Here is a 14,078-nt window from a genome sequence, read left to right on the forward strand (position 1 = left end):
TTCGTTAATTTATTTACAGGTTCTTGTCAATTTGACTACTCTCCTTCTTTTTATTACCTCTTTCTGTAGAATGAAAAGGTATTGTTTTTATACCTTTAGAGAGAAAAAGTATAAGAGGTGGGTATGTTTGAAGGAATTGTTGGGTTACTTTGGTTTATTTCCGTTATTTGGCTTTTCATTGAATGGCGAAAGAATCGCAAGAATGGCCAAAAGATACAATTAAAAGGGAAAATTCTATTTTGGGTATCTTTATCACTTTCTGTTCTGGTAGCAATTGTTCAAGATCCAAAAAATAATGTTGCAGACGTTATGGGAATTGTATTTATAACGTCACTTGTTTGGGGCATCATCGAATGGCGGAAGAATAAAAAGAATGGCTTAAAGCTGCAGAAAAAAGGGAAGTGGCTTTTCATTATTGCCCTTGTTTTCTTTGCCCTTACTGGCTTAACAAATAATAATGATCAAGCTAGTCAAACTAGTCAACCACAAGCAAAAGAAACTAAGAAAAATACTGGTGTAAAGAAGTCAGCAAAAACAGTTTCTAAGAAATCAAAGGAATCGAATAAACCTAAGATTTCAGTTCAAGAACCTGCTGCAATTTTGACTTTCACTGGCAAAAAACAGCATGAAATGGGTGCGCTCGATTCTTTGAAACGAGATACCTATTCGCATATTCAACTTCAAGATAAAGATGAACCAAAGAAGAAGCGTGCAGCACGACTGACGTATAACCCGGTTGGTTGGCATAACTTTAAATTTTACTATGGCGATGGTTCAAAACAGGCGTGGTTAATGAATCGCGGTCATTTAATTGGGTATCAATTCAGCGGATTAAATGATGAACCGAAAAACCTCGTCCCTGAAACGGCTTGGATGAATGCTGGAAATTATCGTGGCATGAATGACGGTAATAAGAGTGCCATGCTCTATTATGAAAATCACCTAGATTCTTGGCTGGCTAACCATCCCCACTATTGGTTGGACTACTTGGTTAAACCAGTATATCAAGGCGATGAGCTCATTCCACGACAGGTTGAATTATCTTATGTAGGATTGGACGAAAATGGAAAAGTTTTGACGATTCAATTGGGTTCCGATAAAGAAAGCGTTGACCAAGACGGTGTTACACACGTTACCTTGGACAACGTGTCCCCGAATGCTCAAATTGATTATGCAACGGGACGTGCAACCAACGTTGTTACTAGCGCAAAAGAACAAAAGGAAACAAAAAAGCGCGCTGACACCACTCGAAAAAAACAGGCGGCAGCTGAAAAGAAGCGTCAAGCTGAGCAGCAACAGCAACAGCAACAGCAACAGCAACAGCAACAGCAACAACAGCAAAGCGCTGCTACCAACGATGCTGCTTCTAGTCGAACAGTGTATGTAACTGGTGGCGGTAGCTCCAATGTTTATTGGTACGATACAAGCCGTATGCCTGCTCGAACCAATAAGGCAAACATTGTCACGATGACGGAAGCAGATGCCATAGCGCAAGGTAAGCGACTATCAGCAAAGTGATTTTTTATAAAGCCCCCAACCTAACAATTCTGTTAGCGCGGGGGCTTTTCTTCTCTTGCTACAATAATGGAAGATTATAGCGTTAAGGAGTATGAAAATGTCATATCTGAAAAAGGGGATGACCACTTTTGATGTGAAAATCCTCGGAATTATTTTGATGGTTGTCGACCACGTGCACCAAATGTTTTTTACCGTTGTGCCAACTTGGGTGGATTACTTTGGTCGGCCGGTGGCCACGCTTTTCTTCTTTTTGTCTGTTGTTGGCTTTAGCCATACGCACAGCAAAAAGAAGTACATGTGGCGCTTGTATTCAGGGGTGGTCATCATGTCTCTTGGAAACATGGCCATGAGTCAGCTTTTTCCTTCGGCGGTCGGGGTTGAATTAATCAACAATATTTTCCGCGACTTGTTCTTGGGAACGGTGCTGATGGCTGGGATTGATGCCTTTGCGACTTTTAAAGCAGATAAGAAAGTCGGCCAGCTGTTCAAGGGTGTTTTTCTCATGCTGCTCCCCCTCCTGTTAGCCATCCCGGTTTTGCTTATTACAGCGCTGCCAGGAACGTTTGGACCGGTCCTGGCCCAAGTCATGATGACCTTTGTGCCGAACGCCGCCTTAGCGGAAAATTCGATCATGATTTACATGATTCCCTTGCTTTACTTAGCCCGCAATTCCAAGCCTTGGCAGATGGGAATTATCAGTCTTTTTGCGGTCCTGTATCTGCTGACCGGTTCCTACCAATGGCTAATGATTTTTGCCTTGATTCCAATCGCCCTCTACAATGGGCAAAAGGGCCCGGGTGTTAAAAACTTTTTCTACGTCTTCTATCCAGCCCATATTTGGGGACTGTACCTGCTGTCTTATTTCTTGATGCGCTAGAAGTTGTGTTAAAATAATGTTGCTATAGTAACGAGTGAATGGATTCATCCTTTCCGAAAAGCCACCGTGGGGACGGTGGCTTTTTCTTTTTCAATACATAAAAAGAAGCGAAATCAACGATGCTAGTTGCGCTTGCTTTCCAAAGGCTAGTCTTTCTTGCTAGTATTAAGAGTGGAAAATGACTTTAATGTTAGGAGAAAGAGATGAGCTTTGAAGCAGATATTAAACAATTACGCGAAGAACATTCTTTAACCCAGCAGGAACTAGCGGACAAAGTCCACGTCAGCCGGCAGACGGTTTCGACCTGGGAGCGCGGGAAGAATTATCCAAGCCTGGATGTCTTGCGTGAGTTGAGTCAGCTTTTTGGTCTCTCTTTTGAAAAACTAGTGTTTGGAGAAGAACAAATGACGAAAAAAGACGACACCATCGCTAACCGAGTGAATGGTGACCGCAAGAAAAAGAAATGGTACAAGAAGACGACGGTTGCCCTTGCAGCTATCATTGGACTAATCGTCATCTGGGCTGGAACACTGACTTTTGGCTACCAAAACGGGTTCGAACAGATTGATCGGGTCAATCCGTTCTTGAGCTATCAGACGGCTTATACGAAGCTTCCTGAAGAAAAAGTCGTGAAGCCCACGAACAAGAACAGAGGGCAATGGACGGCTTGGTTCACCGATAACCTGATGGGTTCGGAATGGTGGAAGCTGACCCTTTCAACCGGTGTGAATCCTGGCTATGACGATCCCTACGTCATGGTTGTGCACAAGGGTTCCTATGTCAAAGTCGCCCGAATCGTACCGGGCTCTTCGGTTAGTGAATTAAATAAGAAGGATTTGGCCGCCTGGAATCAGTTATTGGAAAACAAGGATAAGGATTCTGTTGTGCGAGCTGAAGTGAACAAAATCAAAAACAAAAAACACCTTTCCGACTACCAGGTGAATGGCTAGGGCGGAAGGAGGATTAGAGGCGGAGGCACGGGAAGGTGACCCTCGTCTTTTTTTCTAAATGAAAAGTCTGCCGTTTCGACTAATGGGACGGCTTTTTTATTCTAAATAACAAAACATCAAGGAATCGTCCGGAAATTAAAAGAAACTTGGAAAAAAGCATCAGCAAGCGGTTGGACTGTTGAATGCGAATTTGTTTAAAAATTTTATTATTTATAATGAAATTATCTTGTAACACTTGAAAAAATACGGAAAAGGTCCCATAATAGAAACATAGAAAGAGTTAATTAGAAATGTTCTTAATTAATCGGCTAAATTTATTTAAAGAGAGGTTCACAGCATGTCAACACGTTTAACACGTTATGAAGAAGTTCGTGAGCACCGTATTTTACACAAAGTTAAGAAGAACTGGGTTGTTCTAGCAGTTGCTTCATTTGCCGTAATGGGTGCGGCTGCTAGTCTGCCACAGACTAGCCAGCTGTTTTCAAGTAATATGATTGTTGCCCACGCGGACGATACTTTTAATTACTTTATCAATGCAAGCAGCTACCCATCTGATGGAACATACGACGAAAGCAATACCGGTGGAATTCCTGCTGGACTGTTCACCTTGAATTTCCCAATGGATGTCACGATTAATGTTGACGGTAAAGAGTATCAACACGTTTACAAAACCTTTACCTTGCATCGAAAGGCTTTTGTTAAGACTGAAGATGGTGTCAAAAAAGTCTATTGGACTGCTTATACTCAAGACAATAGTGATGCTAATGTTATTAATAATGCTGTTAATAACGATTCCTCAACGACCTGGGGTCACCAGCAAGCATTGTCCCACTTTGGTGGCTACTGCTGGTTAAATGGTATTGTTTATCAATTACCACTAACAAGCGATCAGGTTTCCTTTGATTCAACAACCGCCAATGTGACGATGCAGGGAACTCCCCTTAATTCATCCTCAACTGGTCAAGCCTATCAAGATGGGTCGGAAACGGTGAATGGTAACTATTTCTTTAATAGCAGTATTATTTATGCGGATAAATTGAATACTAGTACGCCTTTTAAAACCATTGATGGCAATCTGGTTGCAGATGTACCGGTAAATGATTCAGCAGTTAATGTTTATGGAAGTTCTTACCTTGGTACTGGTAGCAACGATCAGTTTACCATCAATTACAAGTCCAAGACTCAAACTACCACGGAACACAAGACCGTTAAGCGGACGATTAACTATCTGGACGCAAATGGTCAGGCAATTGCAGGACAGAAGTCAACAGAACAGTCCATTTCATACCACCGTGAGGTGACAAAGAACCTCTTTACTGGTGAAGAAACCAAGGGCGACTGGGTGGCTGATGATGCTTCACAAAGTGAACTGCCAGCAGTCACGGTTCCAAGCGAAATCGATAACCGTTACACAAATCCAAAGGTTAACGGCCAGTCCGTTTCATCAATTGCGGATGAAAAGCCAACGTTGGATGACGAAAGTGAACAGGACGAGACCGTTAACGTTGTCTATTCGGATAATGCTTCCAAGGATTCAAACAAGACGAATGGATCAAATGGTTCAAACAACGCCAATGGTTCTGATAACACCAACGGCTCCAAGAGTTCGGACAATTCGTCAACGAATTCAAATGCATCCGATAAAACGAATGCCGCAACTAGGACGAACGATACGACACAGTCAACTGTTAATCATTCCACAGCAAGTACGCAATCAGCGACTACTCCTTTGCCAAGCACGGGCAAGAACGGGGTTGCTGGATTTGGCCTTATGGCCAGCGTTTCAGCAGGACTTGCTGGATTAGCCTTCTTCTTAACTAAGAAGAATCAATAATTAAAGTAAGTAAAAAAGCCGTTCACGAGAGTGAACGACTTTTTAATATGTTCTGTTTTCTTAACCTCATAGCACAGGCCATTTACCGATATAAAGACCCCCGACGGGGAATCGGGGGACACGAAAATTTACATGATGAGTAGATGGTGTTATATTTCAGTCAGAACTTTAAGAATAGTTGTTTGACCAACTTTCAGAAGACACCGTGGGGACGGTGTTTTTTTATTGCACAAAAAAGGCCCAATATTATTGGGCCTTTTTAAAATGATGATTTTTTGTGAACTTGTACTAGTTTTTGTTAAATCGACGAGGAAAAAGAATCACTTTTGATGGGATTTAAACAGCCACCGGTGCCTTGATAGCTGGTTCTGATTCATAGTCGACCAACTTGATGTCGTCCATGGTGTAATCAAAGATGGACTTCACTTCTGGGTTCAGCCAAATCTTAGGTAGCTGGTGCATGGGCCGGGAAAGCTGTTCCTTGACCTGATCAACGTGGTTCTTGTAGATGTGCGTGTCCCCAATCGTGTGGACAAAGTCGCCGACTTCGAGCCCCGTTTGTGCCGCAATCATGTGAATCAGCAGGGAGTAGGAAGCGATGTTAAAGGGCACGCCCAAGAAGAAGTCGCCCGAGCGCTGGTATAGTTGGGCGGAAAGCTTGCCATCGGCCACGTAGAATTGGGAAAGGACGTGGCAGGATGGCAGCGGTGCTTGCGGCGTTGTTTCGGCATTCCAGGCCGTTAAAATCAAACGACGAGAATTGGGGTTGGTCTTGATTTGTTCAATCAGGTTTGAAATCTGGTCCACTTCTTGACCGCCGGGCTTCACCGATGCCCATGAACGCCAGAGCTTCCCGTAAACTTCACCAATGTAGCCAAACTTTTCCATGAAGTCGTCGTCTTCCAAGATGAGCTGGACAAAGCGGTCCTTTTGCTTCAAGTATTCGGCTTTGAATTCCGGATCCTTTTCGGCTCTTAGACCAAAGTCAGTCATGTCCGGTCCATCGTATTCGTCTGATGAAACCCACTGTTGAAAGGCCCACTCATCCCAAATGTGGTTGTTGTGCTGCAAGAGGAAGCGGATGTTGTTGTCACCACGCAAGAACCAGAGAAGCTCGGACTTAATGAGCTTGAAGAAGACCTTCTTGGTGGTTAACATTGGAAAACCTTCTGATAAATCAAAACGCATCTGCGTTCCAAAAATCGAATAGGTCCCCGTTCCTGTACGATCACCCTTCTCGTGGCCCTCGTCTAAAATCCGTTGGGCCAGGTTTAGGTACTGTTCTTCATTCTTGCTCATGTGACAACCTCAATTCCTTGCAAATTCTTCTATTAAGTATGCAAAACTTTTGCGACTTTTACAAGCTGCAAAAACTTTCTGGCCAAAAGAAAAGGAACAACCCGATGGTCATTCCTTCTTTATTTAATGAATTGGGCTAAATTAATTTGATCGGCCGTCTGCGCTTCGAAAGGCACCTGAACCAGAGGAACCTGCTTTTCTTCCAAAAGCTTTTCGGCAAAGTCGTCATTGCGGTAATCGCGCATGAAATTAATCTTTTGAATCCCAGCCTGCAGAAGCAACTTCGTGCAAAAGACGCAGGGGGCGTCGGTGACGTAAAGGGTCGAGCCCTCAACCGGAATACCCATGGAAGCGGCCTGCATGAGGGCGTTTTGTTCGGCGTGAACGGCCCGAATGCAGTGGCCGTCAACAATGTAATCGCCGACTTCGGTACAGTGGGGAGTTCCGGAAACGGCCCCGTTATAACCGGAAGCGATGATTCGGTGATCCTTTACCAAGATGGCGCCAACGTGCCGTCTCGTGCAGGTTGAACGGGTTGAGAGGATGGCGGATTGCGCGATAAAATACTGGTCCCAAGAAATTCGTTGATCGGCCATGGTTTCTCCTTAAGTGTTACTGCTTTGTTAAAATGCTTCTGCTAAAATAAATAATAAACTTATTTTACAACAGTTGTGCCGGTTCGGCGAGATGAAGGAGCAAAAAATGGCCAAGATTTTAGATGGTAAGGCAGTTGCCAAAAAAATGCGGGAACAGTTGACGGTCCTGGTCGAAAGGGCGGAAGTTAAGCCGACTTTGGCAGTGGTTTTTGATCCAAATGACGACGGCTCACGACTCTATGTCGGAATGAAGCAGCGAGCAGCCGCCAAAGTCGGAATCCAAACTCGAGACATTGCGGTTGCCCCCGATGCCACGACGGCATCGATTGAACGGATTGTCGCCGAATTAAACGCCGATGAATCGGTCAACGGGATTTTGATTCAAGCTCCTCTGCCAGCCGGTGTTGACGATGCGGCGGTCTTCGCCATGGTCGCCCCGGAAAAAGACATTGACGGCTTAGGTGTCACGAATCAGGGCCGGCTCTTTGCAAACGAGACGAGCACTTATCCGGTTGCGGCTACACCGAAGGGGGTCATGACCCTCTTGAACCACTACGGGATTGACCCCCGTGGTAAGAAGGCGGTCGTGGTCGGCCGTTCACAACTCTTCGGCCGGCCAATGGCGGCCCTGCTCTTAAATGCCGACGCAACAGTCACGATTGCCCACCGTTATACGGATGAGCAAACGCTGACGGCCCTCTTGCAAGAGGCCGATATTGTGGCAGTTGGCGTGGGAATCCCCGGTTTCATCAAAAAAGAACAAATTAAAGAAGGGGCCGTGGTGCTGGATGTCGGCATGAACTTGGTAGATGGTAAGGCCTGCGGGGATGTTGAAGCCGCCGTTGCCGACCGGGCCGGCTGGCTGACACCGGTGCCAGGGGGCGTTGGGCCGATGACCATTGCGACCCTGCTCGAATCGACCTTTGAAGCCACCCTCGCCCAAGGGCAAGAATAATTGAATTCAACTGGAAAAGTCGTTTTTTGAAAACGGCTTTTTTTGTATGTCTTTTTTGATTGCAAACCGTGGTATTGAAATAAAGGGGGATGGTAAGCGATGGCAAGAAAAGAAGTGACTTGGCCAAGGGCTGACGGTGGGCTTTTGGTGGCCGATTATTTGGATAACTTGTTAGCGACCGCCTTATCAAAGCGTTTCTCCGACCTCTTTTTACTACCAAAGAAGGGCGGCTACCAGTTGTCCGGGCAGGGGCCGGCTGGACTGGTGGTCATTGACTGGCTAGCTGAGAACTTTGCCCAGTCGCTGATGGCCTTGTTGAAATACCGGGCTCGCATGGATTTGGCTGAAAACCGGCGACCGCAGCTGGGCCGCTTTGCCCTTGGTGCTGCCTTTGTTCGAGTGTCTGCCGTTGGCGACTTTTTAAATCGGGCCAGTATGGCCTTGCGGATTATTGGCAACCAGCTGATTGAGCAGCGTTTTCAAGAGAAAACAGAGTGGCAGCGTTTGCTGGACCAGCGACCGCCAGCCGGACTCTTTGTGCTGGCTGGTCCAATCGGATCGGGGAAGACAACGTCGCTTTACGCCCTTTTGAATGTCTGGGGACGGGGCCGCTTGGTTTTAACCGTCGAGGACCCGGTCGAGGTGGTGCAGCCGACTTTCTTACAACTGCAGGTCAATGAAGGAGCCGGTGTTTCTTATGAAGAGCTCGTCAAAGTCGCCCTGCGACACCGCCCCGACATCCTAGCAATTGGCGAAATCCGGGATGGCCAAACGGCCAAGGCAGCTTTGCAGGCGGCCCTGTCCGGGCACCTTGTGCTGACAACTATTCACGCTAATTCTGCCCGGCAGGTTCTGCACCGCCTGGTTGATCTGGGACTTTCGGAAGCACTGGTTCGTGAAGCCTTGCTGACCAGTGTTTATCAGCGCTTGGAAAGGGATTCGGCGGGTGGTTTCCGGGCGACTTTGGAACGGGTGGATTGGCAGTGAGGAGGGGTGGTTAATGAAAAGAAGAAAAAAACTGTTGAAACAGGGCGAACAGACGGCGTTTTTAACTAGTTTGGCCGAACTAATGGCCTCGGGCTATCCGCTTGGGCAGGGCTTAGACATGCTTTCAAGTAGTCAGGAAAAGTGGCGGCCGGCCATTTCGCTTTTGCAGAGCAGGCTGGCTGCTGGAAAGCCCCTGGACAAGGCTTTTGAGGATATCTTGGCCGATGGCTTGCTGGATTATTTGACTCTGGCAAGGGCTCACGGTCGTTTTTCAGAAACCCTGTCGCAATTGGCTATGAAGATGAATCAGCTGAAGCGTTATCAGAGACAGTTGAAACAGGCCCTGACTTATCCGGTCTTTCTTATTTTCTTGCTCTTTTTGATGACCCTTGGCTTGGAAAAGACGCTTTACCCAGTCTTTGAGCAGTTGACCCAGGTTTCGGTTCAGGCAGGCCAAGGCAATTTCGCCTTGCTGGCCTTGCACGGTCTCTTTTTCTTCTTGATGTTCTTTGCTATTGGCTTGGGGATTTTATACTGGGTCCTGCTCAAAATGCCGGCGCTCAAGCGCTTGCTCTTGCTTTCAGGTCTGCCCGTTTTGGCTTCGCCTGTTCGTTTTTTGATGACGGCTTTGTTTGCTGAACAGTTAGGGCTGTTGCTTGGGGCCGGGCTGCCTCTGCCCGAAATCATTGCTTTTTATGCTAAGGACTCGAATGAAAAAGCTTCGTTAAACCGTTCGGTCGCCTTAGCGGCCCAGGAGTTCTTAGCGGCTGGCGGTAGCCTAGAGGATTTTTTAAGGCAGCAGCAATACTTGCAACCGACACTTTCGGCCTATCTGAACCGCGGCTTTGATGAGCAGACCTTGGCCGCCTACCTGACCTACTATGCCAAAGTCGAATTCGACCACTTCGACCGATTCGTGAAACGTTTTTTCACCCTCTTGCAGCCGGTTCTCTTTGCCCTCGTTGGCTTGATTATTCTCTTGATTTACTTAGCCATGTTACTGCCCCTTTATCAAAATTTGGGAGGTTATCCAGTATGAAGAAGCGCTTATCGAAAGGTTATTTTTTACCAAAGGCCAGGCCGGCCTTCACACTGATTGAAGCAACGGTCGTCCTCTTTATCATTGCCTTATTAATGCTGCTTGTCCTACCAAATCTGAACAAGCAGCGGGACCGGGCGGAACAAACCCATCAAAAGGCCATGGTTGGAACGGTTCAGACACAGGTTGATTTGTATCTAAATGACCATCCGGATCAGGCAAGTGTTTCCTATGCCGATTTAGAGCGAGAAAAGTATTTGACCGCTGCTCAGCTGAAGAAGGCCAAGGAACTAAAGATTCGGATTCAGGGTCATGAAGCCCGTCTGTAAGAAGCGGCTGGCCTTTACCCTAGTTGAATCCCTCATGGTCTTATCGCTGGTGGCCTTGTTGATGACGCTTGGCATGACACTACCAAGGGGATCGCAAAGATCCTCTTTAGCCACCTTTGAAAGTCAGGTGACAGGGGGCTTGCAAGCTGCCCGAAAGAAGGCACAGGAACAAGGGATAAAAGAGGAAGTCGTTTTTTCCAAGGAGGGAGTGCGGCTTTTGAACCAGCGGATTGATTATCCGAGGAACCTTCATCTTGAAAAGGAAGGGCGTGTTCGTGTGCAAGAAAGCGGCTTTATTAGTCCCCAGTCCCTTTATTTTAATAGGGGCAAGCAGCGCTTGCGTTTGGTCATTGTCTTTGGAGGTGGAAATGCATATTTTAAAGAAGAATAGTCGTTCGGCCTTTGTCTTAGCCGAGGCTTTGCTTGCGTTAGCAATCGTAACGGTGGCCGTTTTGGCTGAAGCAGAAGATGCTAAGAACCAGCAAACGATAGTGCGGCGTGAGAAGGCTCGCTACCGACAAACCCTAAAGGCTAAACAAGAGGCCTTGGAAAACTTTCAGCAGGTAAGAAAGGAGCTTGAGCGAAAAAATGACGAAGCACAGGTGGAAGGTTAGAACTTGGCCGGCCTTCACCTTTATTGAGGTGTTGGTGAGTTTGCTGGTGACAGCGGCTCTTCTAACCGCTCTGGTTGGACTAGAACAAGCACTAAAAAGTCGGCCAGCAATTCTTCAAGAAGAGGACCTGCAGGCGGCCTGCCAGCAAATCGAAGCCCAACATTATCGTTTGCTGGCGGAGGGAGTGCACGAATTGAAGCTGGAAAAGCAGGGGCAGAAGGGGAAAAGAAGGTTGCGGTTGCAAGGTGATCAATTGGTGATTGATGGTCGGCATAACGGTCGCATGGTGCTTTTAAAGGGGCTTTCTTCTTTGGACTTTGTCAGTCAGGAGAGCTATCAGGAGGTGAAGGTGACAAACCAAAAGGGGGACGTCTTACGAGCAATTTTGCTCTTGTCAAAGGAAAGCGGGGATAATCAATGAAAAAGGGTAGAAAACGGCCGGCCTACATCCTGGTTCCCACCTTGCTCTTGTTAGTACTGCTGACCGTGTTATACCTGGCCCAACTGGCCTTTTTTCAGATGCGTGTTCAAAGCATTAGGGCTGTAACAAGCAGACAGGAGCTTGACGTTGTGCAAATTAGGGCATTGGCCGACTACTTGGAAAGTCAAAGGGCGGAGGGGAAATGGGCTGGCTTTTCCTACTACATTGATTCTTTGAATGAGCGAATTTTAATTGAAGGAAAGACCGGTCAAGTCAGTCGCCCCCTTTTATCTGAAACGCTTGTCTAGCAGGTTAAAAGGGGCTAAAATAAGGGCATGACAAAAGTAAATATTCCAGAACAATTCCAAGCAATCGATCAGGTTGTCAACACCGTCAAGAAGAGTGAAGGGGTGAGCCAACGTCAAGCGCTGGTTCAGACTTTGGCTACCTTGCAAGAAGAACGGTTAACCGAAAAGGATAAGGAAGTCCTGTCGGCCGATAGCCAGTTGGCCCTAAAGGAACTTTTTACCATTGACTGGTCTGCCTTTTCCTTTCAAGAGAAGCGTCACATCTTGCAACTCTTAATTTTAAAGGCCGATCGTGAAGATAAGGTGCCCGCGAACGACCAACTGACGCCCGATGGCATTGGCTATTTGCTTGGTGACTTGGTTGCCAAGACGGCCAACCTTGAAAAGAAGGATGGTCAAGTGGCGACGGTTCTTGACTTAGCGGTTGGCTCGGCCAACTTGCTGTGGACCGTCCAAGAAGTGCTCCAGGCTAAAAAGTCAGCCATCAAGACTGCCGGGATTGACATTGCGGATAGCCAACTGGCGTTAGCATCGGTGACGGCGGACTTACTGGCTGATAACCAGGCCGACTTTTTCCTGGGGGATGTCATTGGACTTCCTGATGGAGAGCTTCTTCCGGCAGACGTGGTTATTGGTGACCTGCCAATCGGCTACTACCCAAATGAAGCACCAAAGGGGATGGTGACGGCTTTTGCTGACGAAAAGTCTTACGCTCATTTCTTGATGATTGAAAAGGCGGTTGACCTGTTGAAAGAAGATGGTTGGGCCTACCTCGTGGTGCCTGCTGATATTCTTTCTGGCAACAAGCACGAAAGCATTTTGAAACTCTTTGCTAAAAAGGCTCAGCTGAAAGCCTTCTTGACTTTGCCAGCAAGCTTCTTTCAACAGCAAAATCAGCAAAAGGCTATACTCGTTTTGCGTAAGCACGGGGCCAAGCCAACGACGGAAGTCATGCTTGGTCAATACCCATCCGTAAAGGAGAGCCAGGCGCTGGAAGAATTTTTGCAAGATTTAGGCGACTGGGGTAAACTGAATAAAGAAAAAAGCGCTGATTAGACGAAGGATAGGTGGAAAATTCATGGCAAAGATTATGGCCGTTAACGCTGGTTCATCTTCATTAAAGTTCCAATTGTTGGAGATGCCTGCTGAAGAAGTGATTGCTCAAGGTTTGGTTGAACGAATCGGGATGGACGATGCCATCTTTACGATCAAGTTCGAAGCAAACGATAAGGCAGAGGCCAGTGACCAAGTGACGGTCAAGGGTCAAAAGGCCAAGTTCCAAACGACAACTGCAATCAAGGACCACAGCGTGGCCATTAACATGATGTTAGAGCAGCTGTCAGCACTTGACATCATTGAAGACTTTAACGAAATCGTTGGGGTTGGTCACCGTGTCGTTGCTGGTGGTGAATACTTTGACAAGTCCGTTTTGATCACAGATGACGTTTTGGCAAAGATTGATGAATTGGCCGACTATGCGCCATTGCACAACCCAGCCAACGCCATGGGTATTCGCGTCTTCCAAAAGCTCTTGCCTAAGGCAACGGAAGTGGCTGTCTTTGACACCTCCTTCCACCAGAGCATGCCAAAGGTGAACTACCTTTACTCACTTCCTTACAAGTACTATGAAAAGTACGGGGCTCGTAAGTATGGTGCCCACGGAACTTCTCACCGTTACGTTGCCGGTAAGGCAGCCGAACTCTTGGGTAAGCCTCTCGAAGACTTGAAGCTGATCACCCTCCACCTGGGTGCCGGTGCTTCGATTACGGCGGTTAAGAACGGCAAGTCCTTTGACACATCAATGGGCTTCACCCCATTGGCCGGTGTGACGATGGCTACTCGTTCTGGTGATGTGGACGCCTCTTTGGTTTCCTTCATTCAAGGTAAGGAAAACTTGTCAAACGATGACATGCTGACCGTTTTGAACAAGCAATCTGGTTTGCAGGGAATCTCTGAATTGTCTTCTGACATGCGCGACTTGCGTGCCGCTCGTAAGGACAATGACAAGGCGGAATTGGCCATTAACATCTTTGTTGACCGTGTGGTTTCCTACATCGGGCAATACGTGGCCAAGATGGATGGGGCCGACGCCATTGTCTTCACTGCTGGTATCGGTGAAAACGCCGACTGGGTTCGTGAAGAAGTCGCTGACCGTCTCGGTTACTTTGGCATCAAGATTGATGCGAAAAAGAACGAAGGCTGCCGAGAAGAAGCCGACATTTCGGCTGCGGATGCCAAGATTAAGACCTTGGTTGTCCCAACGGATGAAGAGTTGATGATTGCTCGTGATGTGCAGTCATTGATGAAGTAAAAAGACGAATTGAAAATGAGATAGACACCGCCTGTTAACC

16 protein-coding genes are annotated in these 14,078 nt (G+C 47.0%); 14 read left to right on the forward strand and 2 right to left on the reverse strand.

All coding sequences use genetic code 11. The features are described from left to right. The first annotated feature begins 309 nt into the window (after nucleotides 1-309). The 4 genes from G6R28_RS00115 to G6R28_RS00130 all read left to right on the forward strand — a co-directional run bounded on the left by G6R28_RS00115 (nucleotide 310) and on the right by G6R28_RS00130 (nucleotide 5,179). Entirely contained in the window at nucleotides 310-1,518 is a 1,209-nt protein-coding gene (locus tag G6R28_RS00115; RefSeq protein ID WP_213792829.1) for a DNA/RNA non-specific endonuclease, read from the forward strand. Nucleotides 1,519-1,609: 91 nt separating this feature from the next. Then, nucleotides 1,610-2,395, forward strand: a complete 786-nt coding sequence (locus G6R28_RS00120; protein ID WP_213792219.1) for a TraX family protein — start codon at nucleotides 1,610-1,612, stop codon at nucleotides 2,393-2,395. Between the two features lie 203 nt (nucleotides 2,396-2,598). Further along, the gene (locus G6R28_RS00125; RefSeq protein ID WP_213792220.1) at nucleotides 2,599-3,345 is read left to right on the forward strand and encodes a helix-turn-helix transcriptional regulator; all 747 of its coding nucleotides are present in this window, start codon (nucleotides 2,599-2,601) and stop codon (nucleotides 3,343-3,345) included. A 337-nt stretch (nucleotides 3,346-3,682) separates the two neighbouring features. Next, nucleotides 3,683-5,179 (forward strand): mucin-binding protein, encoded by a 1,497-nt coding sequence (locus G6R28_RS00130; RefSeq protein ID WP_213792221.1) that lies wholly within the window; start codon nucleotides 3,683-3,685, stop codon nucleotides 5,177-5,179. A gap of 336 nt (nucleotides 5,180-5,515) precedes the next feature. On the opposite strand, the gene G6R28_RS00135 is transcribed toward G6R28_RS00130, so the two are convergent. Both G6R28_RS00135 and G6R28_RS00140 read right to left on the reverse strand, forming a co-directional pair. Further along, nucleotides 5,516-6,478 (reverse strand): thymidylate synthase, encoded by a 963-nt coding sequence (locus tag G6R28_RS00135; protein WP_213792222.1) that lies wholly within the window; start codon nucleotides 6,476-6,478, stop codon nucleotides 5,516-5,518. Nucleotides 6,479-6,597: 119 nt separating this feature from the next. Further along, on the reverse strand, nucleotides 6,598-7,074 hold the full coding sequence (locus tag G6R28_RS00140) for a deoxycytidylate deaminase (RefSeq protein WP_213792223.1): 477 nt from the start codon (nucleotides 7,072-7,074) through the stop codon (nucleotides 6,598-6,600). A gap of 106 nt (nucleotides 7,075-7,180) precedes the next feature. Here G6R28_RS00140 and G6R28_RS00145 point away from each other — a divergent pair, with 106 nt between their 5' ends. The 10 genes from G6R28_RS00145 to G6R28_RS00190 all read left to right on the forward strand — a co-directional run bounded on the left by G6R28_RS00145 (nucleotide 7,181) and on the right by G6R28_RS00190 (nucleotide 14,038). After that, the gene (locus G6R28_RS00145; RefSeq protein ID WP_213792224.1) at nucleotides 7,181-8,029 is read left to right on the forward strand and encodes a bifunctional 5,10-methylenetetrahydrofolate dehydrogenase/5,10-methenyltetrahydrofolate cyclohydrolase; all 849 of its coding nucleotides are present in this window, start codon (nucleotides 7,181-7,183) and stop codon (nucleotides 8,027-8,029) included. A 99-nt stretch (nucleotides 8,030-8,128) separates the two neighbouring features. Continuing rightward, a complete protein-coding gene (locus G6R28_RS00150; protein WP_213792225.1) occupies nucleotides 8,129-9,016 on the forward strand; it encodes an ATPase, T2SS/T4P/T4SS family in 888 nt (295 codons plus the stop codon). 13 nt (nucleotides 9,017-9,029) lie between these two features. After that, the gene (locus tag G6R28_RS00155; protein ID WP_213792226.1) at nucleotides 9,030-10,055 is read left to right on the forward strand and encodes a type II secretion system F family protein; all 1,026 of its coding nucleotides are present in this window, start codon (nucleotides 9,030-9,032) and stop codon (nucleotides 10,053-10,055) included. After that, nucleotides 10,052-10,384: a competence type IV pilus major pilin ComGC gene (locus G6R28_RS00160; RefSeq protein ID WP_213792227.1), complete on the forward strand. Its 333-nt coding sequence runs from the start codon at nucleotides 10,052-10,054 to the stop codon at nucleotides 10,382-10,384. Before G6R28_RS00155 ends, G6R28_RS00160 begins: the two co-directional genes overlap by 4 nt. A gap of 61 nt (nucleotides 10,385-10,445) precedes the next feature. Further along, entirely contained in the window at nucleotides 10,446-10,775 is a 330-nt protein-coding gene (locus tag G6R28_RS00165; RefSeq protein ID WP_213792228.1) for a hypothetical protein, read from the forward strand. Beyond that, nucleotides 10,753-10,998, forward strand: coding sequence for a hypothetical protein (locus tag G6R28_RS00170; protein WP_213792229.1), 246 nt, complete (start codon nucleotides 10,753-10,755; stop codon nucleotides 10,996-10,998). The genes G6R28_RS00165 and G6R28_RS00170 overlap by 23 nt, the downstream gene beginning before the upstream one ends. Beyond that, nucleotides 10,973-11,419, forward strand: a complete 447-nt coding sequence (locus G6R28_RS00175) for a hypothetical protein (protein WP_213792230.1) — start codon at nucleotides 10,973-10,975, stop codon at nucleotides 11,417-11,419. The genes G6R28_RS00170 and G6R28_RS00175 overlap by 26 nt, the downstream gene beginning before the upstream one ends. Further along, nucleotides 11,416-11,727, forward strand: coding sequence for a hypothetical protein (locus G6R28_RS00180; RefSeq protein ID WP_213792231.1), 312 nt, complete (start codon nucleotides 11,416-11,418; stop codon nucleotides 11,725-11,727). Before G6R28_RS00175 ends, G6R28_RS00180 begins: the two co-directional genes overlap by 4 nt. Before the next feature lie 27 nt (nucleotides 11,728-11,754). Further along, a complete protein-coding gene (locus G6R28_RS00185) occupies nucleotides 11,755-12,783 on the forward strand; it encodes a class I SAM-dependent methyltransferase (protein ID WP_213792232.1) in 1,029 nt (342 codons plus the stop codon). A 22-nt stretch (nucleotides 12,784-12,805) separates the two neighbouring features. Beyond that, entirely contained in the window at nucleotides 12,806-14,038 is a 1,233-nt protein-coding gene (locus G6R28_RS00190; protein ID WP_213792233.1) for an acetate/propionate family kinase, read from the forward strand. Nucleotides 14,039-14,078 lie beyond the last annotated feature (40 nt).

Origin of the sequence: Fructobacillus papyrifericola (genome assembly GCF_018437235.1) — a bacterium.
Lineage (GTDB): Bacteria > Bacillota > Bacilli > Lactobacillales > Lactobacillaceae > Fructobacillus > Fructobacillus papyrifericola.

Bases quoted from the DNA above. Each gene is read 5' to 3' on its own strand.
- G6R28_RS00140 (WP_213792223.1), bottom strand. From the start codon at position 7,074: ATGGCCGATCAACGAATTTCTTGGGACCAGTATTTTATCGCGCAATCC.
- G6R28_RS00190 (WP_213792233.1), top strand. From the start codon at position 12,806: ATGGCAAAGATTATGGCCGTTAACGCTGGTTCATCTTCATTAAAGTTC.
- G6R28_RS00185 (WP_213792232.1), top strand. From the start codon at position 11,755: ATGACAAAAGTAAATATTCCAGAACAATTCCAAGCAATCGATCAGGTT.
- G6R28_RS00115 (WP_213792829.1), top strand. From the start codon at position 310: ATGGGAATTGTATTTATAACGTCACTTGTTTGGGGCATCATCGAATGG.
- G6R28_RS00150 (WP_213792225.1), top strand. From the start codon at position 8,129: ATGGCAAGAAAAGAAGTGACTTGGCCAAGGGCTGACGGTGGGCTTTTG.
- G6R28_RS00180 (WP_213792231.1), top strand. From the start codon at position 11,416: ATGAAAAAGGGTAGAAAACGGCCGGCCTACATCCTGGTTCCCACCTTG.
- G6R28_RS00175 (WP_213792230.1), top strand. From the start codon at position 10,973: ATGACGAAGCACAGGTGGAAGGTTAGAACTTGGCCGGCCTTCACCTTT.
- G6R28_RS00130 (WP_213792221.1), top strand. From the start codon at position 3,683: ATGTCAACACGTTTAACACGTTATGAAGAAGTTCGTGAGCACCGTATT.
- G6R28_RS00155 (WP_213792226.1), top strand. From the start codon at position 9,030: ATGAAAAGAAGAAAAAAACTGTTGAAACAGGGCGAACAGACGGCGTTT.
- G6R28_RS00120 (WP_213792219.1), top strand. From the start codon at position 1,610: ATGAAAATGTCATATCTGAAAAAGGGGATGACCACTTTTGATGTGAAA.
- G6R28_RS00145 (WP_213792224.1), top strand. From the start codon at position 7,181: ATGGCCAAGATTTTAGATGGTAAGGCAGTTGCCAAAAAAATGCGGGAA.
- G6R28_RS00125 (WP_213792220.1), top strand. From the start codon at position 2,599: ATGAGCTTTGAAGCAGATATTAAACAATTACGCGAAGAACATTCTTTA.
- G6R28_RS00165 (WP_213792228.1), top strand. From the start codon at position 10,446: ATGACGCTTGGCATGACACTACCAAGGGGATCGCAAAGATCCTCTTTA.
- G6R28_RS00170 (WP_213792229.1), top strand. From the start codon at position 10,753: ATGCATATTTTAAAGAAGAATAGTCGTTCGGCCTTTGTCTTAGCCGAG.
- G6R28_RS00160 (WP_213792227.1), top strand. From the start codon at position 10,052: ATGAAGAAGCGCTTATCGAAAGGTTATTTTTTACCAAAGGCCAGGCCG.
- G6R28_RS00135 (WP_213792222.1), bottom strand. From the start codon at position 6,478: ATGAGCAAGAATGAAGAACAGTACCTAAACCTGGCCCAACGGATTTTA.